General features: G+C 37.8%; 24 protein-coding genes and 4 pseudogenes. 5 read left to right on the plus strand and 23 right to left on the minus strand.

The window, feature by feature from the left end:
* The first annotated feature begins 107 nt into the window (after positions 1-107).
* Together AC3WTB_RS00675 and AC3WTB_RS00680 are read left to right on the plus strand one after the other, a co-directional pair.
* Positions 108-1,940, plus strand: coding sequence for a DNA ligase D (locus tag AC3WTB_RS00675; RefSeq protein WP_492333187.1), 1,833 nt, complete (start codon positions 108-110; stop codon positions 1,938-1,940).
* A gap of 67 nt (positions 1,941-2,007) precedes the next feature.
* Positions 2,008-2,703 (plus strand): YoaK family protein, encoded by a 696-nt coding sequence (locus tag AC3WTB_RS00680; protein ID WP_126681889.1) that lies wholly within the window; start codon positions 2,008-2,010, stop codon positions 2,701-2,703.
* A 40-nt stretch (positions 2,704-2,743) separates the two neighbouring features.
* On the opposite strand, the gene AC3WTB_RS00685 is transcribed toward AC3WTB_RS00680, so the two are convergent.
* Entirely contained in the window at positions 2,744-2,977 is a 234-nt protein-coding gene (locus AC3WTB_RS00685) for a hypothetical protein (RefSeq protein ID WP_024425111.1), read from the minus strand.
* Between the two features lie 455 nt (positions 2,978-3,432).
* Positions 3,433-4,545 carry a response regulator aspartate phosphatase gene (locus AC3WTB_RS00690; protein ID WP_126681888.1) on the minus strand — a complete coding sequence of 371 codons (1,113 nt, stop codon included), beginning with the start codon at positions 4,543-4,545 and terminating at the stop codon, positions 3,433-3,435.
* Between the two features lie 604 nt (positions 4,546-5,149).
* On the opposite strand from AC3WTB_RS00690, the gene AC3WTB_RS00695 reads away from it, so the two are divergent.
* On the plus strand, positions 5,150-5,521 hold the full coding sequence (locus tag AC3WTB_RS00695; protein ID WP_058837630.1) for an iron chaperone: 372 nt from the start codon (positions 5,150-5,152) through the stop codon (positions 5,519-5,521).
* A gap of 52 nt (positions 5,522-5,573) precedes the next feature.
* Here AC3WTB_RS00695 and AC3WTB_RS00700 read toward each other — a convergent pair whose 3' ends face one another.
* Complete coding sequence (locus tag AC3WTB_RS00700) at positions 5,574-6,155, minus strand: undecaprenyl-diphosphatase (RefSeq protein ID WP_492333188.1); 582 nt, start codon at positions 6,153-6,155, stop codon at positions 5,574-5,576.
* Between the two features lie 228 nt (positions 6,156-6,383).
* Here AC3WTB_RS00700 and AC3WTB_RS00705 point away from each other — a divergent pair, with 228 nt between their 5' ends.
* Positions 6,384-6,845, plus strand: coding sequence for a macro domain-containing protein (locus tag AC3WTB_RS00705; RefSeq protein WP_492333189.1), 462 nt, complete (start codon positions 6,384-6,386; stop codon positions 6,843-6,845).
* A gap of 65 nt (positions 6,846-6,910) precedes the next feature.
* On the opposite strand, the gene AC3WTB_RS00710 is transcribed toward AC3WTB_RS00705, so the two are convergent.
* From AC3WTB_RS00710 to AC3WTB_RS00770, 13 genes and pseudogenes are all read right to left on the minus strand, one after another.
* The gene (locus AC3WTB_RS00710) at positions 6,911-7,387 is read right to left on the minus strand and encodes a TIGR01741 family protein (RefSeq protein WP_492333190.1); all 477 of its coding nucleotides are present in this window, start codon (positions 7,385-7,387) and stop codon (positions 6,911-6,913) included.
* 3 nt (positions 7,388-7,390) lie between these two features.
* Positions 7,391-9,316 carry a T7SS effector LXG polymorphic toxin gene (locus tag AC3WTB_RS00715; RefSeq protein WP_492333191.1) on the minus strand — a complete coding sequence of 642 codons (1,926 nt, stop codon included), beginning with the start codon at positions 9,314-9,316 and terminating at the stop codon, positions 7,391-7,393.
* Positions 9,317-9,405: 89 nt separating this feature from the next.
* A complete protein-coding gene (locus AC3WTB_RS00720) occupies positions 9,406-9,540 on the minus strand; it encodes a hypothetical protein (RefSeq protein WP_254966822.1) in 135 nt (44 codons plus the stop codon).
* Positions 9,541-10,650, minus strand: a complete 1,110-nt coding sequence (locus AC3WTB_RS00725; protein WP_492333192.1) for a response regulator aspartate phosphatase — start codon at positions 10,648-10,650, stop codon at positions 9,541-9,543. It lies immediately after the preceding gene.
* A 305-nt stretch (positions 10,651-10,955) separates the two neighbouring features.
* On the minus strand, positions 10,956-11,537 hold the full coding sequence (locus tag AC3WTB_RS00730) for a YiiX/YebB-like N1pC/P60 family cysteine hydrolase (protein ID WP_492333193.1): 582 nt from the start codon (positions 11,535-11,537) through the stop codon (positions 10,956-10,958).
* Between the two features lie 372 nt (positions 11,538-11,909).
* A complete protein-coding gene (locus AC3WTB_RS00735) occupies positions 11,910-12,527 on the minus strand; it encodes a hypothetical protein (protein WP_492333194.1) in 618 nt (205 codons plus the stop codon).
* 202 nt (positions 12,528-12,729) lie between these two features.
* Positions 12,730-13,269 (minus strand): annotated as a pseudogene (locus AC3WTB_RS00740) (XkdF-like putative serine protease domain-containing protein); the annotation flags it as partial.
* A 30-nt stretch (positions 13,270-13,299) separates the two neighbouring features.
* Complete coding sequence (locus tag AC3WTB_RS00745) at positions 13,300-13,953, minus strand: hypothetical protein (protein ID WP_492333195.1); 654 nt, start codon at positions 13,951-13,953, stop codon at positions 13,300-13,302.
* 44 nt (positions 13,954-13,997) lie between these two features.
* Positions 13,998-14,860 (minus strand): annotated as a pseudogene (locus AC3WTB_RS00750) (phage minor head protein).
* 26 nt (positions 14,861-14,886) lie between these two features.
* Positions 14,887-15,606 (minus strand): annotated as a pseudogene (locus AC3WTB_RS00755) (phage portal protein); the annotation flags it as partial.
* A 59-nt stretch (positions 15,607-15,665) separates the two neighbouring features.
* Positions 15,666-16,335: pseudogene (locus tag AC3WTB_RS00760) on the minus strand (PBSX family phage terminase large subunit); the annotation flags it as partial.
* A gap of 83 nt (positions 16,336-16,418) precedes the next feature.
* On the minus strand, positions 16,419-16,592 hold the full coding sequence (locus AC3WTB_RS00765; protein ID WP_158333013.1) for a hypothetical protein: 174 nt from the start codon (positions 16,590-16,592) through the stop codon (positions 16,419-16,421).
* Positions 16,593-16,959: 367 nt separating this feature from the next.
* A complete protein-coding gene (locus tag AC3WTB_RS00770; RefSeq protein WP_039178821.1) occupies positions 16,960-17,715 on the minus strand; it encodes a hypothetical protein in 756 nt (251 codons plus the stop codon).
* 349 nt (positions 17,716-18,064) lie between these two features.
* Between AC3WTB_RS00770 and AC3WTB_RS00775 the strand changes: the two genes are divergently transcribed.
* Positions 18,065-18,319, plus strand: a complete 255-nt coding sequence (locus AC3WTB_RS00775; protein WP_039178814.1) for a hypothetical protein — start codon at positions 18,065-18,067, stop codon at positions 18,317-18,319.
* A gap of 47 nt (positions 18,320-18,366) precedes the next feature.
* Here the strand turns inward: AC3WTB_RS00775 and AC3WTB_RS00780 are convergent, their stop codons facing one another.
* The 7 genes from AC3WTB_RS00780 to AC3WTB_RS00810 form a co-directional block, all read right to left on the minus strand.
* Positions 18,367-18,819, minus strand: a complete 453-nt coding sequence (locus tag AC3WTB_RS00780) for an ArpU family phage packaging/lysis transcriptional regulator (RefSeq protein WP_492333196.1) — start codon at positions 18,817-18,819, stop codon at positions 18,367-18,369.
* Positions 18,820-19,059: 240 nt separating this feature from the next.
* Positions 19,060-19,251, minus strand: a complete 192-nt coding sequence (locus AC3WTB_RS00785; RefSeq protein WP_492333197.1) for an XtrA/YqaO family protein — start codon at positions 19,249-19,251, stop codon at positions 19,060-19,062.
* A gap of 90 nt (positions 19,252-19,341) precedes the next feature.
* Positions 19,342-19,497, minus strand: a complete 156-nt coding sequence (locus AC3WTB_RS00790; protein ID WP_492333198.1) for a hypothetical protein — start codon at positions 19,495-19,497, stop codon at positions 19,342-19,344.
* Positions 19,498-19,568: 71 nt separating this feature from the next.
* On the minus strand, positions 19,569-19,835 hold the full coding sequence (locus AC3WTB_RS00795; protein ID WP_235354799.1) for a putative metallopeptidase: 267 nt from the start codon (positions 19,833-19,835) through the stop codon (positions 19,569-19,571).
* Between the two features lie 565 nt (positions 19,836-20,400).
* Complete coding sequence (locus AC3WTB_RS00800) at positions 20,401-20,940, minus strand: ERCC4 domain-containing protein (RefSeq protein ID WP_492333199.1); 540 nt, start codon at positions 20,938-20,940, stop codon at positions 20,401-20,403.
* A 401-nt stretch (positions 20,941-21,341) separates the two neighbouring features.
* Entirely contained in the window at positions 21,342-22,676 is a 1,335-nt protein-coding gene (gene glnA, locus AC3WTB_RS00805; RefSeq protein WP_492333200.1) for a type I glutamate--ammonia ligase, read from the minus strand.
* Between the two features lie 60 nt (positions 22,677-22,736).
* Complete coding sequence (locus AC3WTB_RS00810) at positions 22,737-23,147, minus strand: MerR family transcriptional regulator (RefSeq protein ID WP_039178801.1); 411 nt, start codon at positions 23,145-23,147, stop codon at positions 22,737-22,739.
* Positions 23,148-23,235 lie beyond the last annotated feature (88 nt).

Consider the following 23,235-nt stretch of genomic DNA (forward strand, 5'->3'; position numbering starts at 1 on the left):
CTCCGTTCTTTTCTCCTTACTATGTAATGTTTTCACCATACTTATGTATGTGATTGAAAATTTCATCCCACTCTAAGAACACATGATATAAGGAAGTGACATGCACAATGAAACCTATGCGATTAACACCTGCACATGATATACCTGCGGGTGCAGACTGGGTGTATGAATTAAAATATGATGGCTTTCGGGCTATTCTTGTATGGGAAGAAGACGAGATTCGTTTAGAAAGCAGGACCGGAAAACAGCTAAATGAGCAATTTCCTGAAGTGATGGATCAGTGCGAACAATTAAGAGTTGAATTTGCTCCCTTTTTACCACTGACACTTGACGGAGAATTGGTCTTTTTACTAAGTGAACAGCAAAGTGAGTTTGCGAAGGTTCAACAAAGAGGCCGGCTGAAAAACAAAGAAGCCATCCAAAGACAGGCTGAACGATTTCCATGTCATTTCATTGCGTTTGATCTATTAAGATGTAAAGGGAAACCTCTCGTTGATTTACCGTTGACGGAGAGAAAAAATCAGCTGCAGCAAGTTTTCCAAGACGCAAAGCTCCCTTCATCAGTTCAGCTGGAGCACCCTTCCCTTCTGCAGGTCATTCATTCAGACCTAGACTCTGAATACATGAAAAACTTGATGACGATGTATTTAGCAGAAGGATTAGTAGCGAAAAAAAAGACGAGTAAATGGCATGACAATACTCGTTCAAAAGAATGGCTGAAAATAAAAAACTGGCGGTATGTATCTGTCATTGTAACCCGTTTTGACAAAGAAAATGGCTATTTCCAAGGCTCCATTTATCAAGATTCGGCTCTCATCGAGGTTGTCCAATTCAAGCATGGATTATCTAAAGAAGAAGAACAAACACTGCGCACGCTATTTCAGACAAAGGGCCAGTTAACAGGAGGATCATCATATGAAATTCCTCCTTCTATCGTTGCCAGCATTGCTTGTATATCCTTTGATGGATCGGCCTTAAGAGAGCCGCGTTTCTCTTCCTTTTTACTGGATGCGGATCCATCAGCATGTACATTTCAGCAAATGCTTAAACAGCTGTATCCACTCCCTACTGTTATAGACGTCACTCACCCTGAGAAACCGATTGTCCCGGCCCTTCAACTGAACAAGGCAGATTACTTACTTTATTTAAGACAAGTGGCTCCCTATCTTTTGCCCTTTTTACGTGAAAGGCGTCTTACTTTAATTCGGTATCCGCATGGCAGTGGAGACGAATTCTTTTATCAAAAGTCAACTCCTGATTATGCGCCGGATTTTGTTTTGACAGATGAAGTTGATGATATTTCTTACACAGTCTGTAATGATCCTCGTACGCTTCTTTGGCTTGGCAACCAGCTAGCGATGGAATTTCATATCCCTTTTGAAACAAGAGATACGGATCGGCCGACAGAAATCGTCTTTGATCTGGACCCGCCATCTGTAAATGAATTTCATCTAGCCATCGAAGCTGCTAAACGAATCAAAGCGCTTTTAGACGGACTTTTTCTCACAGCTTTTATTAAAACAAGCGGAGGTAAAGGGCTTCAGGTCTATATTCCTTTAAAGAAAAATGCCTTCACATACGAAGAAACAAGGCAATTCACTTCGTTTATATGCCAATTTTTATGTGAGCAAGCACCGGATCTATTTACTCTGGAACGTCTTAAGAAAAATCGCGGCAATCGCTTGTATTTAGACTACATTCAGCATGATGCTGGAAAAACAATTATCGCTCCATATTCCCCGAGAGGAAATGAGCTTGGACTTGTTGCGACACCGCTGGAATGGGACGAACTCTATCATGATGAGCTTCATCCTACTCTTTTTACGATGCCAGCTGTCATAGAGCGTTTAAAGGAAAAAGGCGATCCGTTCCGCTGCATGAGGCACCTTGTGAACGATGATGCTTTTAGACAAGTCTTACATCAGCTTGCACACATGTGACCTTCTCATCAGATGGACATCCGCGGTCATGAAGCGTTACACTTATTCATTAGAGAGGAAGAAAGGGATGACGATTTTGACCGCACATTCATTTCGTAATACAGCTTTGATTTTCTTATGTCTTTCCGCAGGAATTGTGGATGTAATTGGCTATTTAAGCCTAGGGCATGTGTTTACAGCCAATATGACAGGTAATATTGTGCTGCTTGGCATTGCAGCGGGAAGCTCCTTGCAGCTAACGGCCCTGCATTCCATCATTGCTCTAAGTGGATTCGTTTTAGGGGTTTTACTTGCAGTTGTGGTAGGCGGGAAGCATGAGAAAGCGTTTTGGCCAAAAGCCGTGACACGCATTTTTATCATAGAAGTGATGATTTTGCTTCTATTTGCTCTCATGACCATTTTCCCTTATACACAAGGTGCTTACTTTATGCTGATCATCCTTTTAAGTATGGCCATGGGCATGCAGACAGCAGCCGCTCGTAAATTGAATGTTGCTGGCATTTCCACAACTGTTCTCACGAGTACACTCGCTAATCTATTTGAAGATGCAGCTCAGCGCATATCATACAGGGAAAAAAGAAAAGCTCCTATCCAGCTTGTCAGCTTGATGCGAATAGGCTCTATTGTCTTCTATTGCCTTGGTGCGGCTTTAGCTGCATACACAGATCGTTACGATCCGTTTATCATCATTTGGCTGCCGATCATCATTCTAGGCATCATTGTGATAACAGCTGGATTGAAGCACTTTCACCAATTGAAATAGCCTCTCTTTAGATGGCTATTTCAATTAATGTGATCTTACACTAATAACTCCTCACATAAAATCCAGGAGGGCGCCCCATGATGAACGTAGAACCATACGGATATCCAGAAAATGTCCCGAATCCCCCGTACCCGGGAAAACCGCCTAAGCCAGAGAACACACCTGGGCTCAAATAATACCCGCCAAAGCCGATATGGGAACCAACCGGACCAATATGTGCCCCGCCTCCGCTAAAACCGCCTCCATGAAAACCACCATAAACCCGTGGATACATACAATCACCTGCCTTCAAATCAGACCTTATCTCATCATATGCATGACAAAAGGGGCGGTGCTCCTGCTTTTTCTTTTCCTTCTATGTACATTAGACCAATTTGATAAAATTTGAATGAAAAGTCCTGCAAAAAATTAAATTAAGCAAAGAAAAGTGACCTTTTTAACTTGTTGCTCTGCCCTATGTTTATTTAGAATAATGGAGCAGGTAATAAATTTGCACACCCCCTTTGTTGCGAATTCTTCTTATTAAACGTTCTTGCAGCGTTTAATAAGAAGAGCCTATTAAAACACAAAAAACCCTTGCTGACGATATCAACAAGGGCGAGAGATACATGGTATTAACCACCAATGATTTTTTCTGCAACTTCGAATGAACCCGCTACATTTTGCGATAGAACAGTCGCAGCGACCGCTAAACCAACAACAAATAATACTTTTAGTCCTGTTTTCATCTTAAATCAACCCCATTCTTTTCATATGTAAATCTGCTTCTAAACTTTTGTTCAAGTAAAAAACAGACTGCTCATAAAGTGCTTGCTTTTCACAATATTTTGCTGCAAATTGTGATAGCTCTTTTACTTCATGATATTCATTCTTCTCTTCTAACTTTCTTAATTTCTCATCAATTTGCTGAAATCTTTGTGGCGCATGCGTTAAGTAAAGATCATGTACGATGCCTATTTTTAGCTGAAACACTTCATGCGAAGCATCCTTTATTCTGGCATATGCAGCCTCTATATATTGGCTTGCACGCTGCTTTTCACCAATCACACAGAGTTCCCGGCTGATCAGATACGTAGAATGGAAAAAGAAATCTGAATCATAGTACTCTTGATGGGACAGTGCTTTTTCAAGATGACGTATCGATTCCTTCGGTTTGTTCCAAAATGAATATAAAATGGCCACATTGTGATGAAGCTGAGCCAGCATAAAATCATCCTGCTCGCTTGTCAAAACTTCTTCTGCCAGACGATAATTCTCAAGCGCCTCTTCATACCGGCCGATCTCCGTTAGATTCGCTGCTATAAGAGAGTATGAAAGGGCCGTTCTTCTTTCATACTGCTTGTGCCGCTTATAGACGTGGAGCGCTCTGCGGATATAGCTTAATGAAAGCATAATATGACTAAGCCGGTAGTAAAGCCATGCCACTTTAAAATCGAAATCAGCACGTTCTATCTCACTTGGAATTTTATCTAAGAGCTTTTCAGCACTTTGATACATTTGCAATGCAACCTCATAATTACCTTGATGCTGCTCATACACACCCTCATAGAAATCGAAATAATAGGCAAGACGATTAGACAGGTCATCTTCTTTTTTTCCATAATGACCCTCTATACTTTTCGGTGAAACATTGCCCTTTTGCCCTCTTAAATTGTACATAAGAATGTGATGTCTTTTCTCAAGAAGAGAATAGTATATGAGGATATCCGCATCGTCAATTTCCTCTACTGCTTGTTTCGCTTTGGCAAATAACCGTTCTGCCTCATCTGCATGATCTTTTTTGATTTCCATGTTCCAGTCATTTAATAATGATGCCAATTCCGCAACAGGAACTTTGCTCATTCTACACCCCCAATCACCTTCAGCTGCAGCACATGATTTCACTAAATATGGAACTTCTATTAGCAATTGCTAATTCGTCCATTTGACATCATTTTAATATGAATCACTTGAATCTTCAATAACCGTTTCCATTGAAAATGCGTTTCTTTCTTCTAGTCAATGATATTTGCGAAAAAATTCCGCCTTTTTTTAAAATAAACATCTCGAGATGAAATGAAAAAAGCCCATTGTTAGGGCTTTCTAATCTTATGATGGTTAATACCGCATCATTTCAAAGACTATTTTGTGCGATTCGCCTAAAGATCAGTAAACTAATGATCAGCGCAGCTTTTCATTTATCGAGTTTCTTTATATAATATGATCAATCACTTACACGCCTCAGTAGCTCTAGAAGGGAAGAGCGCCGTAAAACAAATTGTAGCTGGCGGGTCGCAAGGCAAGGGTTTCAGAAGCACCGAAAAGCACACGAGCTGAGACAGGTGAAATTCCTGTCGGTGAAATTCCGTAGGGAAGCGTGTTGCCCCTAGCCTATGCTTACGAAAGGAGTGCGGGTTCGAATCCCGTCTGAGGCTTATGAGGTCGATGGAAATGGAGGATAAACATCATGCATGTGTTTGAAGAATATATCAGCAACATCGGTAACCCCGAGCTGAAGCAGCGCACTCAAGACATCTTACAATGGGTAGAAGACACATTCCCTCAATTAGAGCCAAGAATTGCTTGGAATCAGCCTATGTTCACAGATCACGGCACATTTATTATTGGGTTTAGCGTCGCAAAACATCACATTTCTGTCGCACCAGAAGGAAAAGGAATTGATCAATTTTCAGCTGACATTGTACAAGCTGGGTACGATCATGGAAAAAAGATGTTTCGCATGAAAGAAAGCTTGCCAGTTGATTATCCTCTTCTGAAAAAAATCATTGAATTTAATATCGAAGACAAAGCGGATTGTTCAACGTTTTGGCGAAAATAAACAGTACCCCGATCTCAGCCGTTAACAGATCGGGGTATTTTACTGCTTCATGTTATTTAGTTCTCTTCCCTACCAATTTCTGTTCAAGCCACTCAGAACATGACAAGAGGGAATTAACACTTTTTTGAAATATCGGCAAATATACAACAGCAGCGGCTGTTAAACACGCTATAGCAGCTCCTGCGAAGACATCAAATGGATAATGAACACCTACCCAAATCCTTGAAAATCCAACAGCACACGCAATGATCAGCCAATAAAAATGGCGTCTATGAAACAGCCAAAAGATCAGGAAAATCGAAAAAATAAAGATGGTATGATCACTCGGAAACGAGTTATTCACTTCTTTTTGAATCAAAAGATTGACGTGGCTCATTTCTGCAAAGGGCTGCTGATTGAAATAAAACACCCCTGCGATTTTCCCAAGTAACTCTGCCAATATGAAGGTCAGTCCAGCAGAAACGACCATCGCCCTATTGTACCTGCTGCGATTTTGAAACCATACAAACAGACACATGAGTGCTGCCAGCAGCACTGTATATTCAGCTAGTCCAATAAATATCGGATTCAAGGAACCATAATCAATACTGAGCTGATTCACCCACCTAAACAAATCTTCATTAAATCCCTGCATCTCATTTCATCCTTTTTTACTTGATTTATGATAAGGATAATTGAAATGAGATGTCTGCCTCCATCGATCGAACGAACAAACCATGGAATCATATGACAGGTTTGTCACTTTGCTGTCACTTGAACATCATGTACTAACTAAAAACTCATCAAAGGCTATTAAATCACAGGAACAAAACTGTTATAATAGAACATAAGTTTGCATTTTATCAAAAAGGGGTTACTGCATATGATCAAAACGGTAGACGGTAATATATTAGAGGCAAGCGAAGACATCATTTGTCACCAGGTGAACTGTAAAGGAGTCATGGGCGCTGGATTAGCGAAACAGATCAAAAGCAAATATCCGAATGTGTACAAAGATTATAAACAGTTATGTACAGAACAAGGAGATGACTTGTTAAGCTCCATTCAACTCATCACAACAAAAGATGGAAAAACAATTGCCAACCTATTTGCCCAAGCTGGGTATGGAAGAACAAGAAAGCAAACCGACTACGATGCTTTACGCAGCTGCTTTCAACACCTAAAGGATACAGTGACACAATCACCTGAAGAGAAAAACCAAACGTCCATCGCCATTCCATACGGGATTGGCTGCGGCTTGGCCGGTGGCGATTGGACGACTGTTGAAGAGATGATTGAAGAGGTGCTGGGTGATTGTGAGGTGACGGTTTATCGGTTTAGATAATGGAAATGAGTTTCATATGAAAAATATATAACAAATACCCTCCTTAATTCGGAGGGTATTCTGAGTTAGTTATCGTCGTTACTTTTTATATAATTTAATACGGCTTCTTTATCTTCTTCATCGTCGGGTAAAAATCCGAACGTTTCATATTCCCAAACTGCTATTCTTTGATCACCATCAATGCCTAATGAATAAATATCTTCGTATCCATACTCAATCGAGAGTTTCCCTGGTTGCTCCATTTTTAAAATTGCTGTCGACCAATCTCCGAATCCACTTTTTACATATTCCTTTTTTAAATCTTCAAAAGAATGGAGAAGTTTTAATAATAACTCTTTATAAATAGAGTTGCTAACACTATACTTTTCGGGAATATTATGACCATATATCAATTCTTCACTGCCTGGGTTACAGAAATAAAAATTCACTTCTGACGAATCATCCACGATTTCTGCATACATCCAAACTTTATCCCATTCTACAGGAATCATTTCATTTATTATTTCTGCTATTTCTTTATAGTTTTCTTCTATTTTTTCCATACTTCAACCTCCTGGCATATTTTTAATAGTTCTAAATCTCTTTTGGTCTCCGATTTTATATTCTACAAGAAACTCTGCAGGTCTTAATGAATCATTCATATAGACAGGTTCAATCTTAACCTCTACATGCTTTGGCGGGTCAGCCGTTAATGCTTTTTTCCACTTCTGCTCCATCTCATACCATTTCCCACCACTACGATTAATTTGTGAATTCATCGGAAGCAGGTTATCAATATCCCCGGAACCTTTAAAAATAGTCGCGATTAAATGACCTCCGTCATCATCTAGTAATCGGTCCGGCTTTCCTGAATTGGACTGAGCGTACTGGTTTCTTTTGACCTCCCCGTATTTTAAATCACTTGCTTCGACTTTGACAATACGTCCATAGTGATCGGTAGTGTATGAGTACCCTTGTTTTGTTGTATAAACTACATTTGGTTTTAATACCTTCTTGCGTTTCCATTTCACATAGTGATCTCCGTAACTGACAACAGTCGGTGGTGATTTTGGTGCAGGTAATCTTCTACCTGTCTTAGAGATACCATATACAGGCTGATTGTCCAAGTGTTTTGCCATGGAAAGAAGTTTATTTTTTAGATTCTCCCCATCAAACACATTGTAAGGAAGTTTCCCTCCACCAGCCAGTTGAAACTTTGGTGAGTATGGCAATAGATTCGGAATAGAAACTCTGTCTAATGATTTTGCTCCTTGTTCAAGGCCTTTCTTCACCGTTGTTTTTGCCGCTGTTGTCCCCGTTTTTGTAATGGCTCCTGCACCTTTAGAACCAAAGACAATTTCTGCTAGAGAACCAGTCGCATAGGCAAACCAGTGTGATCGAGAATATGCATCACCATCAATGACTTCTTTTTGGAATGAGTCTGAAATCGACTTTCCAATCGCTTTCGATGTTTCAATTGGATGGGAAACAGCCGTTACGACCGATTCAACGGCACCTCCAGGATCTGTCACAAGATCATAGATGCCAACTACTGTATCTTTGGCTACATCATATAGACCTACTGCTGCACCTTTTACAACATCAACGAACCCCTCTGAGGCTTCTTCCTGCGCTTTGATCTGGAGAAGCTGGCTGTAATACATTTTTTGATCGTAAGAAAGATTCTCATAACCAATTTCGTCTACAATCTCAAAGTATTTCTCTTCTGATAAACAAGAAGGATCGTTGAGCTTTTCCTTCAATTCTTTGATTCTTCGTTTCTCTTTTTCTTCTTTTTTCACTTTTAAATATGCTTTCACCTGTGCATCGATTTTATCATGATTCTTGTACACATCTGTCTCATGAAATGCTTTTGCATCGTAATACATGGGCTGCGCATTTTTTCCTTTTCCTGTAGCAGCCATCATCTTTGCATAAAAAGTTGAGAGGTGTTTTTCAATCGCTTCTGATTTTGCGTATTCTGTTTTTAGCTCATGATCTATTTTATGTACAGCCTCAATTGCATCTTTTCTTTTTTTGTTCGCATCATCTAAATGTTCATTGACCTCTTTACTTGAAAATACATTCAGTTCTATGAGATCACTGATGTCATCAAAAATAGTGGAGAGAGCTTCTTTTTGTTCCTTAACCATATCTTTATTATTCTGAATCCCTTGTTTCAGTTGAGCGTCTAAGAAATGCTCATCAATAAATGTACTCCCGCCTAACGTTTCATCATCAAGCTTTCCTTTTACCCCATCTAAAAAAGCTTTTTGCATATCAATAAAATCAAGATAAGTGTCCGTGTAAAGCGCAAGATCCTCATAAAAGGCTTTGATATTGTCTGCACCTTTTCCAGTAAATTCATCACCTAATCCCGACACACTTTTTAATGCTTTTTTCACATGCTGCATTTCGTCTCGAAGCTCCTGATAGACTTTTGACCTTTGTTCGACAGCTGATAGTAAAGATGGAGCATCTAATATTTTCATATAAAAAAGACTCCTTTTATGGAATATTCTTTTACTAGAATATCATAAGGAGTCTGACACTTTAATCCACATTATCGTTTTTTAACCAATTATCCTCCAGAGCTCCCTCTTGATGCGACGGTTTGGACATCATCATGTTGAGGTTGAATGAAACCATTTGTAAAGAAAAGTGTACCTAATGCTACCACAGCTATTGATAATGGAATAAAAAAAGACTTTTTCATTTAATTCACTCCTTTTCCTACAAATTGACTTGCATGTAAGGCTCTTTTATAATAACTCAATGATTGTTGCAACAAGCCTTTTTCCTCTAAATATTTCGCCACATCAACCAAGATTTCCTCTAAATCAACCCAAACTCTTCTTTCTTCAAGCTCTGCACACAAATTACTGATATTGGCTTGTTGAGTTTCATTTGTTTCATATAATAGTTCTTTAAACAATTTAAATTTAATTTGAAAAATGTGATGGTTCACTTGTTCCGACAAAGAAATGCCTAGATCAACCCATTCAATCACTTCATTGCTTTGATTTGATACTTCTATTCTGGCTAGTTCATATAAACATCTCATTTTTAATAACATTTGTTTCTCAATTTCTTCATAACTCAGTGTGCGTCTAAAAAATGCAGATGCTTTCTCAGCATTCTCTCTTTTGCTTTCCAAAAAACCCATGCTGTAATAGAGATGAATAATTAAATGATTGTCATTGATACTTCGGATCATGTTCTCTGCTTCGTTAAAAAGTTCACTTGCTTTCTCATATTCAAATTGATCGATTAAGTTCAGCGCATGCAGCATTCTACAGTTAATTTGTCTTTTGATATATGATTCATGTGCATTAAATGTGTCACAAGCAATTTGAGCATGATATTTAGATAAGAAAGTCATTTTCAAATCATAAAATAGAACAGCTAATTTATAATGAAATTCTGCTTTTTCTATTTCATCATCAACATAGGCCAACTTCTTTTCAGCTATTCTGAAATAACTTAGCGCCTTATCATAATCTTGTAAGTAGTCATGATAGATCCCATTATAGAAATAGAAGTAATAGGACATGAGTTTGTTTGTCTTCTCTTCTTTTTCGTCTGGTGCATTCCTCTCAAAGAATGGTTTATCTAGGTTTTTGCTAATATTCTGAAGTTTTAGCTTAAGTCTAAAGCTTAAAAGTTGATAATACAAAAGAACATCTTGATTTTCTTCCATTTGCTCGATTGCCTTGTCTATGTCATCTTGCATTTCAATAGCTGCCGACAAATCCCCTTTTTGTATGGCAAGATTCCAGGTGTTTAACATGTTTCCTACCTCCTGAGAGGCAATTAATTCTGTCATCCCTTTACCCCCTTCTAAGCAAATCCCTTATAATATTTTAACACTAGATTTACAACATATGTAAAGACAAACTGTCCCTAATAGAAATTTTCGGTATCCCGCAAATACATTGAATGAGTGACTTTAGAATCGCTGATTAGAAGTGACAAGCAACTGAACGAATTCTGAGTTCTTTTAGAAGGGCTACGCTAAAAGTGGAATTCACAAAATGTTATTTTAATGCCTATCACAAAAAAATCAACAGGTAATTGCATAAACAAACAAGCCTTTCTCATGTCGAAGGCCAGTTTGTTATGAATCAAATATCAACCTATTCGAGCGATAGGAATAACATTTTCATCAGCAGCAATGTGTTCAGGAAAAATAAAACCTTTTGTATCTGAGGTAAAACAAATATCTGCCTCTTTAAAACATACATCTACAAATTCAGAGCAGATAAACTCCTCATTATCTTTATGTTTACCTACTCCCAATCCTATTCGAGCAACTATCTGTGCTATTTCAGATTTATCATAATTCTTGTTTAATAAAGATAAACCTTTAACAATAATGGTATTTTGTTTTTCACCACCATCTTCATTTAACTGTTTGTGCCGTGCAATATATAGCTTCCCATCATAACTTTCATTTGTATTCTCATAGTTAGTCAAATAATGTTCTAAAGGAACTATTCTAACACCATCGTCCTCGACACTTTCAATTATTAATAATAGCCCTTTCCACTTCAGAATAATACCAACATGACTAAAGAGTGAATTGGAAACTTGTTTAATTAACTTACTTACCAAATATTCACCCGAACATAATAAAAGGTCACCAGTCCTCAGATCATTCTTTAATTCGGTATATTCTATAGTCTTTATACTTTTAAATTTATCCGAACTCATCTAAATTACAGCCTCCTTGCCTAATTTAAAAATAATCCCTCAATTTCTAAGGGCATTAAAAATTAATACTTTTCTGGATTACATAAGTATCTTTTCACTAATTTTCATATTTAATACAATTCTAATATATTTACTGAAAAGGATCTTCAGCTCTTAAATTAACCAAAAGACGCATAAGGGCTCAATCATTTTGTAAATATCCCATCTTCTTTATGCTATCTCCATATTCTTTTGAAATCCAACTAGTATTATGATTATAGAGTATCAGCAAACAATCATTTTCGTTGAGTATTTATTTTAGACATACTTTCTTTATTCAAGTTTCTAAAAACAAAATGAAAAGAGCAAATTCCATGTCAGAAGTTACTCTTTTTAATCTTCATCTTCAGGATCTTCATCTACACCCAATATCAAATTCTCATCTTTAAAATACATTTCATAAAGTGTACGCTCTGTTACTTCTCCTTTTTTAATTCGTTGGTTCAGAATAAACATTAAATCTATAGGTTCACGCTCATAATAAATGCTGTCGCCTTCTTCGAAATGAAGAATAGGCTTGTTTAAGTATGCATAAGATTTTGGCTTAGTAAAGCACGTCCACTTTACTTGAGGATGGTTTCTTCTAATAACTTCTGCATAATAAATCCCGATATCCATTGCTATTGCATAGTCCACTTTTGCAATTTCAACTGGATTAGCCAATAAGCTCTTTTTTTCATCTTCATAAATAAAATCAGGATATTGCCTTAATTCTTCTAATTCTCTACCAATCTCTTCTTCTGATAATTCATAAATTTCAATCTGAGATAAAAACCAACTATAGATATCTATAAGTGATTCGGGAGTGAAATTAAAGTCCACCTCTTCATTAGTAACATTTTTCAAAACTTCAATCCGAAGTGGTATCTGATTAACAAACCAAACGAAGAGAATTTTAGCCTCTTTTTTTGATAAAGTTTCAAAGGATTCCATTATAATTGGTGGTTCCATTAATACATACTCCATTAAATTTCTCCCTCATATTTTAATTATTTTCGAATATTGGCTATACTGCTCTAACTCAGTTGTATTTTATGGTTTGCTTGCTCAATTCTACCAGTATTTGTGCTTATAATGAAGTAGTACTACTTTACTTTATCAATCAATTCAATTTTTTAATCGGAAATCTTTAACCACTTGTTTCCTTTGGCTTCTCATTCTTCAAAAAGAAGTTTTTGAGCAAAGAAAAAAGCCCCTTCTCTTCAGAAGCTGGCTCACGCTCTTGTTTACCTATGTCTGCTGTTCCGGCCATTGAATATCCGGTGATCTCACCCCTTTTGAATCTGTTCCCAGATTTCATCAGATGCTTTTGTCACAAGCACCCAAGATCCTTTTCGGATCAGCTCATCGCCCATTTCAAAATCGGAAGGAGCGATATAAGATTCAACGACTTCCCCGACACCGCCTTGAAAGTCGTGCTGCTTATCAATCTCACGTGCATCCTTCAGGCACCCATGAGCGGATTTTTCGATTTCTTCTGGTGTCATGTAATCCCCATGTGCATCTGCTACGTTTGGTTCATAAACAATACCATACACAAGACGCTGCGCATCATCAGCCTTTGCAATGACCTTGATCTCTTTTTGAAAGTCATTTTCTTTTTCTGACTTCATAAAAAAGAACTGCTTTTGGTAGCAGCTTTGTCTACGTATGAAACATGCGTAATTTTTGCGTTTTTTAATTCCCTTGGCATATGTTCACCTCCTTTCAAAAGAAAAAGACCCTATGATTCAAGGTCTTTTAGTTTCTGTGCCATTTCATTTTTGATATTAGTAAGAATCTCAACAGAAAGAATTTGATAATCTCTAACTTTACTTTCTATAAAGTCTTTTGTTATGGAATCGGATTGTAAATCAATCATAATAAAGAGATTATAGAAGCTTAAAGCAGCAGAATGAGTTTGTTTAGTTATTACACCATTGTTTCTCAGCACATTTAGACAATGGACTGTATCTCCTTCGTATGAAAGGTTAGTTAAATCACCATAAAAGTCTATTAATTTATATAAATCTTCTCTGAAATTCTCGGATATTTTATTTATCGCTCCAATAGGATTATTATGTGCGATAGTTAAGATATCCGATATCGACTGAGTATCTTTTTTCGATACTAGCTCTGGAAGTTCCACTTCAAAATTTTTATAAAGAATCTGATTCTGCTTAGAGTCATCAAGTGCTAAAGAATGAACAATTGATTTTTCCACATATTTCTGTGCTTTTTCTTGAATTTGATTAAGGCTTAATTCTAAAGACCCATTGTTATATTTGAGATTTACGTCTCTTTCTGGAACGACTTTCATTACAAGCTCTCTAAATATGCATGAGAGAACAATTATAGTTATCGGCCACTTGTAAGCTATTAGTACTTCTGCAATCATCCACAATACCCTCATTTCTAAAGTAATGAGGATATTATACTATTTCATTCCATGTTTTGTAAGACTCTTCTTCTAATCTCTTCTTTTTCCTCAGCTGACAAACCCAAAATGACTGGGTCAACCACAGGACCAACCGCACAATGACAATTTACTCTCTCTTTTGGCGTGAGCTGTGTATCTCTCGGAAATGCACCGCTCTCCGCTTCCTGGTATCTCGAATTCCTCATCCAAAGGAATGATCGTGCCGTCCAGCTGCACATGACTTTCTCTTGACTGATTCTTCTTCCCGCCGCTGTGCTTCCACTTCTTCCCCGTTACTGCCGGGGATTGGACGTAGGTTTCATGTTGAGCGACGGAAGAAGCGGTCAACACCTCTGTAATGGCTGTTACACGTGCGCGTTTCCGGCTGAATTCAGGAAGGTCCTTCAGTTCCAGTTCAATCTCCTGGATAGAGCGACCTTCTTTTATACCTTCTTTCAAGGTTTGCTCAATGGCCGTATGAGTATTCAGCTGCATCAGCTGCGCCAATTCCTGCGACCATGATTCAATCCACTCTGAGGTTTTTTCGGATAAGACCTTAAAAGGAATAGCATCGATGGAATACATGATCTTCTCAGCCAGTTGCGCGACGGTAAGTGTTAGAAAGGCAGCCGTTTCTTTTACGAACAACTCCGCAAATTCATCTGAAGTGAAAAGATCATTATTAAAAAACGCCAGAATGGATTCTAACGTCTCTGAATCTAAAAAAACCATTCAGAGCGTTTAAAAACGTCCTACGTTGTAATCTGAACAATCTAGCAATGGTTTTCTCGTATTCTTCTACCAAAGAGGGTATGTCTTGCAGTTCAGGGAAATCTGCTACAGCTGCTTCGAGTTCCTTGACCTCATCTTCCTCCGCTTTTTGCACAAAGGTATTGTGTTTTCTATCGGCTCATCCACCTTTACATTAGCCGGCTCTTCATCGTTCGCTAGCTCATCCTTCTTCGGAATCCCTTCACTTCGAGTAACAGGAATTTATGTGCATTATCTGAACCTTCAATGCCGTTCATGTATTCCTGCAGCTGCTCATATGAAAATTCAGAAAGCATTCCATTCTCTACAGTAATTGCAGCCGGCACATGACGACCTTGCTTAAAGTAAAGATAGTTCAGCTCTTCAGCTTTGCACGCTCCTTACATATTGACGATGTTACCAATCCAACGAGGAACACCATATGTACCGCTGCCAATCTTAAAGTGGATGACTTCGCTTGCTACAAGATCAGATGGGGTGTCTTCGCTGTATTCTCCCGTAGTAGCATTCATGACTCTGGGATCACCGTACTCCTTAAAGAAAACTTTTTAGTATTGACCTGCTGCACATACTTCCTGAATCTCTTCTTCCGTTGCAATGACTTCACTTGGCCGTTTTCTGTGTATCGGAATTCGACGTCAAGGGATCGCTCAGCTTACAAACACGTAAATATTGTGCATCAAGATATTCAATGCCTGCAGGCTTCCCTGTACCTTCACGAAGAACTTCGACAAATCCATTACCGGTTTTCTCTCGGTCTTCTATTACATAACCAAGAACCACTTCGGCTGACTCATCATAGTTCATATACCTGGTTAACTCTTCAAGTTGGGTCCATTCTTTCTCAGCTGTCTCTTTATGAATTTGTTTGGTCGTTTCAGAAACAGTTGATTTAATCACAGTCGCTTTCACTTTATTCATCAGCGTGACCTCCTATCTCTGTTCGGACGTGTCCGCTCTTTAGGCTGCTCTTTCAGATCGGTGACCTCATAATCATCTAACGCATACCAGATAGCTGAAAAAGTATGAGGGTCAATCTTAAACTCGTCTTCTATGATGTTACCGTTCTTGTCTGTCTTGTATGTCAGCGGCTGAAGCTCATAGATCGTGTTTTTACATGAATCGGAACATATGATTTTCTTGAACCGTTTGATCTTCTTGGTGTACTGCAAGCGTGATCCCTGGAATTTACGAGCAGCCACCATGTTGTAACCCATCTTCCTGAAGTATGAGATGGTTTTCGGTTCAGCTGCATCCGCTTTGATCAGCTCTTTTGTTTTTGTAAATTCGATGAGCTCTTGTTCAGTTTCATCATCGGTTGTGCCCATTTGATATTACTCCCAATAGATACATAGATATTTCTTCTCGTGATCGACGGCCAGTCGAATCAAAGCGTTATATGACTCTACGAAACCAAAGTCCATACCCGCTCTAAGTAAAGGCCGATTAATCCTTTGAGATGGACAGCATCATATCTTCATGCGGCCGTACCTCGAATTGAGGAAGAACACGAATTCCGTTAATGCTAAAATGACCTTTTCGGGCTATTCGATAAAGGTCTGGATCGTATTCCTTTAGTTCGTCCAGCTGCGATCGTTGGTTTGTTCATCGCTGGCTTTACTTCAATGCCTCGACCCGTAGTAAGCTTCATAAGTCCCTCTTTCGTAAGATCATCAAGCGCCGGATCCGTCTTCGTGTCGCTGTTCTGTTTCTTCAATCACAGGTGTTTCATCTTCTTGTATTGATTCATTCATTTGATGTCTTTGATGTCTCGGGACAAATATCACCTTATGATTCTTTTCATCCGACATGATCTGACCTTCTGACGTTTCTTTAATAGGTTTCATTGGTTTTTCCTCCCCCTATAAATAACATTACCAATCTCTCCTATGGGCTTTAGTCCATAATGCGCACGCACTTCATTGAGTGTTAATATCCCTAAACGAAGGTTCTTTGAAAGTCTTGCTCTTCTTTATTTCCCTCATCATCAGATGACTTTACAAAACTCAAACTTGTTGGTTTTATAAATGACATTGCAATCGCTCCTTTTTTATTTGATCTAAGCCTTCCCTGTTTGTTAGCCGCCATTGTTTTTATAAACAGACAGGGACGCTTTACAGCAAATAGAAAAAACGCCATCCCTTTTGGGAAAGCGCCATAATACATATATATATGAAATTAAACACTGATTAGAATTATTTTGAATAAGTATATCTAGTTATTGGAAATCGAGGTATTTTCAGTATCAATCTTTTTTTCTTCAATTTCTAAAATAAGATTATTAAGAACTTCCTCATAAAGCTCATTTATTCTATTTATATTGTGACCTAGAATTAAAAGTTTACTTGCTAGCATTATTCCAATTAAAGACAGAGTGAATCCATTAGTATAATAAATGAGATTTTCGTCAATTGAAGTTGGTCCAATTTTAGAATTAAGAACCTTCATTACGTCCTTATTAAAAATAATAGTCGCCGTTAAACCTAAAATAAAAGTTATTGTAGAATTAATAAAGAAATTATATCTTTTTTTATCTGCATTAACTTTATCAAGTATTCTTAATAGCTTTAAATTTTTTAGAGCTTTTTCCTCATCATCTCCTGCCCACTTTTTAACAGATTTCTTTAGATTTTCAATCTGGAATATTATGTTATTTATATTTGAGTTTTCATGTGTGAAAGGGGATATTTCTTCACTTTTCATAAATATTGGATCTTTTCTGCTTATTAGATAAAGAACTAAAGTTGCAAACCAATTAATCATAGAAAAGATAATTATATTTCTTAATAGGAAAGATAAAAATTCAACATTTGGAAATTTTAGAAATACCGCGAATTTACGAACTAAAATTACCTGTATAATTAATTGGAAATTTCTTGTTGAATATTTTTTTGATGGAACAATTAAAAAAACCATAAATTTTTTGATCATCCAGAACAAATAAAACAGTATCTTCTTTAAAATTTTCATATAATTTCCTCCCAAGTCTATATCGGAAAGGAAACATAAATGTTAAATTAACTTACAAATTTGTATTATGAAAAAACGATCTCCTTCGGAAGCCGTTCTCAATCTATCTTATAATACAATATTACAACCTTTTTTCGGTCATGCTACGCCAACATCACGCCAAAATAAAAACACCGTTAATCGGTGTTAGGCACTCTTTTAAAAAATTATGAAAATTCCCACCTATGAAAATAGGTAATTTTAAGGTTTTTTTGCATTTTTCGACACAAATTGTTTTTTCTCTTTGATACTATTAGATTAATCCGTTAACATTTAATGGGTTAAAATACAAATTAAGGAGATGGTTGTTATGAAAAAATCACCCATCAAAAAAGTTTTATTAGCCGTTGCCTTTTCTACATCAATGTTATTTTCCATGAATACCGCAAGTGCAGCAAGCATCAATGCCTTAGAATGGGTCAGAGACGCTTATCCTAATGCATGGAATTATGTATTAGTCAAAGTAAATGGTCAGAATTACACTCAAGTTTGGACAAGTAGTAACAGTTATATCCTTGTAAAATGCGAAGAATTAACTGATGGAAAGTGCTGGGTTTCAAAGTAATAAGCCAAATTTTTTAAACGACTTCCAGTTTTGGGGGTCGTTTTTTTCTAAATAAAAAACACCTCTAAACGGGTGCGTTTAAATACAATTTCATTGAGAGCATGAGCAAGATCAAGAAATGTCTTCCCTTTTAGGCGTGTGTATGATCTTTCACTCATGCCAATTTCGTTATATACCTGGTAATCGAAAACAGGTTCTTGCTGCATGTAACGTTTAATGATTATTTGTCTCTCGTTATACGGAAGACGGTTGACAGCCTTTTGCACTCTCTCAAGATATGCATTTCGTTTTTGCTCCCACTCAATACGTTTTATGGCCGTACTCTCTGTAGAAGAATGAAAAGCATTCGTCGCAGCTGGCGGCACGATACTAAATCCGGCCGTTATTTTAGGTAGCATATCATCAGGAATTTGAAGAAGATACAAACGATAATTGTCTAGTATACGTTCAACTCTTTTTCTCGATTCCTTTTTATCTATTACTGGTGGTTCACCCAACATAAAATACCCTCCCCATTTATTTGCTTTTTAACGTCCGCCACGGCTTCTTTTATATTTAGGGCGGATACCCACGAGTTCCTTTATCTCTTCATATGAAAGCTCTTAGGAACATCAGTTCTTTTTTTAGACATAGATTTACACCTCGTTTTCTTCTTTTCTGAATATAAAAAAGGGACACCAACCAAACAGCGCTTATGCTGTCATGATCAGTGCCCCCCGGCTTTCCGGTAGAACGATTTATTAGAATAACTTCCCTTCGTTGAAATTAACACGAGTTACTTTATCATCATGTGTAACAATTTTTATTTCGCCATGAGACGGCAACGGTGCATATCTAGCTCTGCCATCGGAGAAAACCAAAACAATTGACTCTTTTCCTGTGCCTAAAGTCTCAATATCTATAATTTCACTTGGATGTTCTTGTAATCTCAAGTCTTTCATTGCCTCCCTAATTTATATTCATGACTGCTAAACAGAAACCGATCCAAACACGATATAAAAGATTAGTAGCCGATTCCTCATCTACTTCACCCTTGTTATACGGTTTACATCATCAATATTCATTTGGTGATCAGCCTCCCACACAACTGCGGCGAATGATTCAATACCCGTATCCCAAAGACCATGACGCTCAATGATTTCGGAAAATTTCTCAACATCGTGCTCACGAATGCCCAACTGTCAGGCTTATCGGCGGGCCCGTACACAGTGATCCAATTCTTCGCATCTTTCGGGTCAGGTTCTTCCGTTTAGTTCATGATCGACCAGGGCGCACGCTGTTTCTTGTTCATTGCCTTCCAGGCTTCCTTATTTACAAATACGAAAAGCATGTAATCGGTCATATGGCGTTCAAAGGCCGTGCATTTTTTCGCTTTCCCCGCCCATTTGCTACTGCCTTCTCGAATATAAAAACCAATTTGTCCTATCGCATCTTTTAAATGTGGGTGGTGTTCATCAATTAAACTTTTAGCCAGCTGCCGCACCTCGTGTGATTCTTCAAAACCTACAAAAGCCATATTCATTTTCCCCTTTCAATCAATTGTTTTTTGAATATTCCGTCTAATTATTTTACATTTCGTGTTCAAAGTCCTAAAAACAGGACAATAAGTTATACCCATCACCTTATACACAAATCAGAAATACGATGAACTGTAAATTATTTTCCAAGGAGATGTTTTAAAATGTATTCAATGTATCCAATGTATTATCATGTTCCGTCACCTTATATTCACAATGATTACGCACCGAATATTCAAAGATCGGAACTAAGAAAATATCAACCAAGTATTGGACAGATTATTACAGTCCCACCACAATCGACAGCCTTTAAAAATGGCACTAGAGTATTTATTCATGATGTAAAGTTTCAATATGACAACGTAAGAAATGAATGGATAGAATACATCTATGTCGTATATCCAAGAGTATCTAGTAATGGTTCATGTGTTATAGAGGCTAGATGGGTATCAGTTTACGATTTAGATGGTACTCAAACACTCACACGATAAAAATAAGTGATTATATAAGAAACCAGACAGCAAAACTCATCTCATATACAACTTCTTTGCTGTCTGGGCTTTGCTATACTAATCCACCTTTTAATAATTCCCGTGCCATATAATGAAAATGATGATAGATATAGTTTCCGGTCGCACTTGGATTAATAAAAACAGTTGAAAAATTGGAACGCACTTCAAATGTTTTCAAGCTATCGAGCAGCGATTTAGGTTCATATTTTGAACGATATTTTCCGTTGAGTATCTTTTGATACCCTTCCAGGTCTTCCACAAGAAGAGTGAAAGGGTTTTTTGATGCACGAATCAATTCATTTTCAAACCTGGAACGATCCTTAATGGATTGAACAAGCTCGTCAACTCCATTTTTCCTTTCGATAGCAGCGTTTAAATACATATCTCTATTGATCCCGTATGCCTCATTTTTGGGAATCATTGCGGAATAGTCACCCGTCTTCATCCCTTTGAATTTGATTGATACATTCTTTTTGCGGAGATAGTCAAGAACATGTTGATTCTTCTGTTCTCTCGTATCCACAATAATGATCATACTGCCTAAAATTTCTTTTAACTCTGTATCTGAATAGTTGTAATGAATAATAGTCATGATTTATTCCCCTTAAAATAAAACATGGCCCTTTCGTAAATTTCTAAAGATAGCTTGTCCGTTTTTCACTTTCAAAATTTGAAACGGAAGTGTCAAGGACCCTCCATCCGTTCTCCCAAAATAAAACGAGCAATCTTCGAGACTTTTATCGCCGCATCCCTTTCATGTTGAACCAGCCATCTATTTTTGTATTGAAGTCTTGAGCAATGCCTTGTAATAATTAATGATTTTATCTATTGTCTGTTTATTCACGATCTTACGTATAATTAATTGTGGAGTTAAATTCATAACTTCAAATTTTTTTGGTCATATTTTGGTCAAGGACCAAAAATATTGTTCCGTTCATTTTTTGACCAAAATAAAAAACCCCTGAAGCCAATGGCTCCAAGGGGTTTTCTTTATTAATACTGAGACATATACTGATCGCGTTCCCATGGGTGTACTTGGGTTCTAAACATATCCCATTCGATTTCTTTTGATTCGATGAAGTGCTCGAATAGGTGATCGCCTAGTGCGTTGATCATGACTTCATTTGATTTTAGCAGCTCGAGTGCTTCTGCAAGTGTTGCAGGTAGGTCAGCGATGCCGTTTTCAAGGCGCTCTTCTTTGTCCATGACATAGATGTTTCTGTCAATTGGTGCTGGTGCTTCTAGTTTGTTTTTGATTCCGTCTAGACCTGCTGCAAGTAATACGCTTAGTGCAAGGTATGGGTTTGCAGATGGGTCTACGCTGCGCACTTCTACACGTGTGCTGATGCCGCGTGATGCCGGGATACGGATCAATGGGCTGCGGTTTTGTGCACTCCATGCCACATAGCAAGGTGCTTCATAGCCAGGTACAAGACGCTTGTATGAGTTAACCGTTGGGTTTGTGACTGCTGTAAAGCTTGTTGCGTGCTTGACGATACCTGCGATAAAGTGTCTAGCAGTCTCGCTTAATTGTAAATCTGCGTTTTCATCAAAGAATGCGTTTTTACCATTTTTGAATAATGATAGGTTACAGTGCATACCAGATCCGTTTACACCGAACAATGGTTTTGGCATGAATGTCGCATGAAGACCGTGCTTTCTCGCAATGGTTTTGACAACGAGTTTGAATGTTTGAATGTCATCACAAGAACGGATTGCGCCTGCATATTTGAAATCAATTTCGTGCTGTCCTGGTGCTACTTCGTGGTGAGATGCTTCAATTTCAAAGCCCATTTCTTCAAGCTCTAGCACGATATCACGGCGGCAGTTTTCACCTAGATCTGTTGGTGCAAGGTCAAAGTATCCACCTTTATCGTTTAGTTCAAGCGTTGGCTCGCCTTTTTCATCTAATTTAAATAAGAAGAATTCTGGCTCAGGTCCAAGGTTGAAATCACTAAATCCTAGTTCTTCCATTTCCTTTAAGATACGCTTTAAGTTGTTACGCGGGTCTCCATCAAATGGTGTCCCGTCTGGCTTATAAATGTCACAAATAAAGCGTGCAACTTTACCTTTTTCTGCTGTCCAAGGGAAAATAACAAATGTGTTTAGATCTGGGTATAGGTACATATCTGATTCTTCGATACGTACGAATCCTTCAATAGATGAACCGTCAAACATACATTTGTTATCGAGAGCTTTTTCTAACTGGCTCACAGGAATCTCAACATTTTTAATCGTTCCGAGAATGTCTGTAAATTGCAGACGGATGTACTTTACGTTTTCCTCATTTACTAATTTTACGATATCTTCTCTTGTGTACTTTGCCATTTCGTAAAACTCCTCCCCTACAAAAGGTAAAATGTGTATAGCAATGCTTTTGCTAATTGGTTAACGGAAGAACCTTGACATATCCCCCTGCCTAAAGGTCGTTCCTTGTTGGAAACGTCCAGCCTGAATGAGTTCCTTCTTCAGTAGCTTCCTGAGTTCATCATCTGACAAGTTGTGCTTAGCTGTGGTTTTTTCCTCCGTCTTTTTATCAGACGATGGATTTTCTGCCTCAGCTTTGGCAAAAAGCTTTTTGATTCCTGCCATGTTTACACCTTGTTCGATGAGGTTTTTAATTTCTAGTAATTTATCAACATCATGAAAAGAAAATAATCGGCGGTTTCCATCACTTCTTGCTGGAAATACTAAACCATTTTCCTCATAATAGCGAATTTGTCTTGCAGATAATTCTGTTAGCTGCATGACAATCCCAATTGGGAATAAAGGCATTGAGCGGCGAATGTTATCACTCATCTCAACTGTCTCCTCCTCTTTGCTTAAATTTATTATATGTCATGTTATATTATGTGTCAACAACATGTTAGGAATATTAACATGGTTT

It is taken from the genome of Bacillus sp. EB106-04-04-XG123, from assembly GCF_058791855.1.

Bases quoted from the DNA above. Each gene is read 5' to 3' on its own strand.
- AC3WTB_RS00675 (WP_492333187.1), top strand. From the start codon at position 108: ATGAAACCTATGCGATTAACACCTGCACATGATATACCTGCGGGTGCA.
- AC3WTB_RS00680 (WP_126681889.1), top strand. From the start codon at position 2,008: ATGACGATTTTGACCGCACATTCATTTCGTAATACAGCTTTGATTTTC.
- AC3WTB_RS00685 (WP_024425111.1), bottom strand. From the start codon at position 2,977: ATGTATCCACGGGTTTATGGTGGTTTTCATGGAGGCGGTTTTAGCGGA.
- AC3WTB_RS00690 (WP_126681888.1), bottom strand. From the start codon at position 4,545: ATGAGCAAAGTTCCTGTTGCGGAATTGGCATCATTATTAAATGACTGG.
- AC3WTB_RS00695 (WP_058837630.1), top strand. From the start codon at position 5,150: ATGCATGTGTTTGAAGAATATATCAGCAACATCGGTAACCCCGAGCTG.
- AC3WTB_RS00700 (WP_492333188.1), bottom strand. From the start codon at position 6,155: ATGCAGGGATTTAATGAAGATTTGTTTAGGTGGGTGAATCAGCTCAGT.
- AC3WTB_RS00705 (WP_492333189.1), top strand. From the start codon at position 6,384: ATGATCAAAACGGTAGACGGTAATATATTAGAGGCAAGCGAAGACATC.
- AC3WTB_RS00710 (WP_492333190.1), bottom strand. From the start codon at position 7,387: ATGGAAAAAATAGAAGAAAACTATAAAGAAATAGCAGAAATAATAAAT.
- AC3WTB_RS00715 (WP_492333191.1), bottom strand. From the start codon at position 9,316: ATGAAAATATTAGATGCTCCATCTTTACTATCAGCTGTCGAACAAAGG.
- AC3WTB_RS00720 (WP_254966822.1), bottom strand. From the start codon at position 9,540: ATGAAAAAGTCTTTTTTTATTCCATTATCAATAGCTGTGGTAGCATTA.
- AC3WTB_RS00725 (WP_492333192.1), bottom strand. From the start codon at position 10,650: ATGACAGAATTAATTGCCTCTCAGGAGGTAGGAAACATGTTAAACACC.
- AC3WTB_RS00730 (WP_492333193.1), bottom strand. From the start codon at position 11,537: ATGAGTTCGGATAAATTTAAAAGTATAAAGACTATAGAATATACCGAA.
- AC3WTB_RS00735 (WP_492333194.1), bottom strand. From the start codon at position 12,527: ATGGAACCACCAATTATAATGGAATCCTTTGAAACTTTATCAAAAAAA.
- AC3WTB_RS00745 (WP_492333195.1), bottom strand. From the start codon at position 13,953: ATGATTGCAGAAGTACTAATAGCTTACAAGTGGCCGATAACTATAATT.
- AC3WTB_RS00765 (WP_158333013.1), bottom strand. From the start codon at position 16,592: ATGAAACCTATTAAAGAAACGTCAGAAGGTCAGATCATGTCGGATGAA.
- AC3WTB_RS00770 (WP_039178821.1), bottom strand. From the start codon at position 17,715: ATGAAAATTTTAAAGAAGATACTGTTTTATTTGTTCTGGATGATCAAA.
- AC3WTB_RS00775 (WP_039178814.1), top strand. From the start codon at position 18,065: ATGAAAAAATCACCCATCAAAAAAGTTTTATTAGCCGTTGCCTTTTCT.
- AC3WTB_RS00780 (WP_492333196.1), bottom strand. From the start codon at position 18,819: ATGTTGGGTGAACCACCAGTAATAGATAAAAAGGAATCGAGAAAAAGA.
- AC3WTB_RS00795 (WP_235354799.1), bottom strand. From the start codon at position 19,835: ATGGCTTTTGTAGGTTTTGAAGAATCACACGAGGTGCGGCAGCTGGCT.
- AC3WTB_RS00800 (WP_492333199.1), bottom strand. From the start codon at position 20,940: ATGACTATTATTCATTACAACTATTCAGATACAGAGTTAAAAGAAATT.
- glnA (WP_492333200.1), bottom strand. From the start codon at position 22,676: ATGGCAAAGTACACAAGAGAAGATATCGTAAAATTAGTAAATGAGGAA.
- AC3WTB_RS00810 (WP_039178801.1), bottom strand. From the start codon at position 23,147: ATGAGTGATAACATTCGCCGCTCAATGCCTTTATTCCCAATTGGGATT.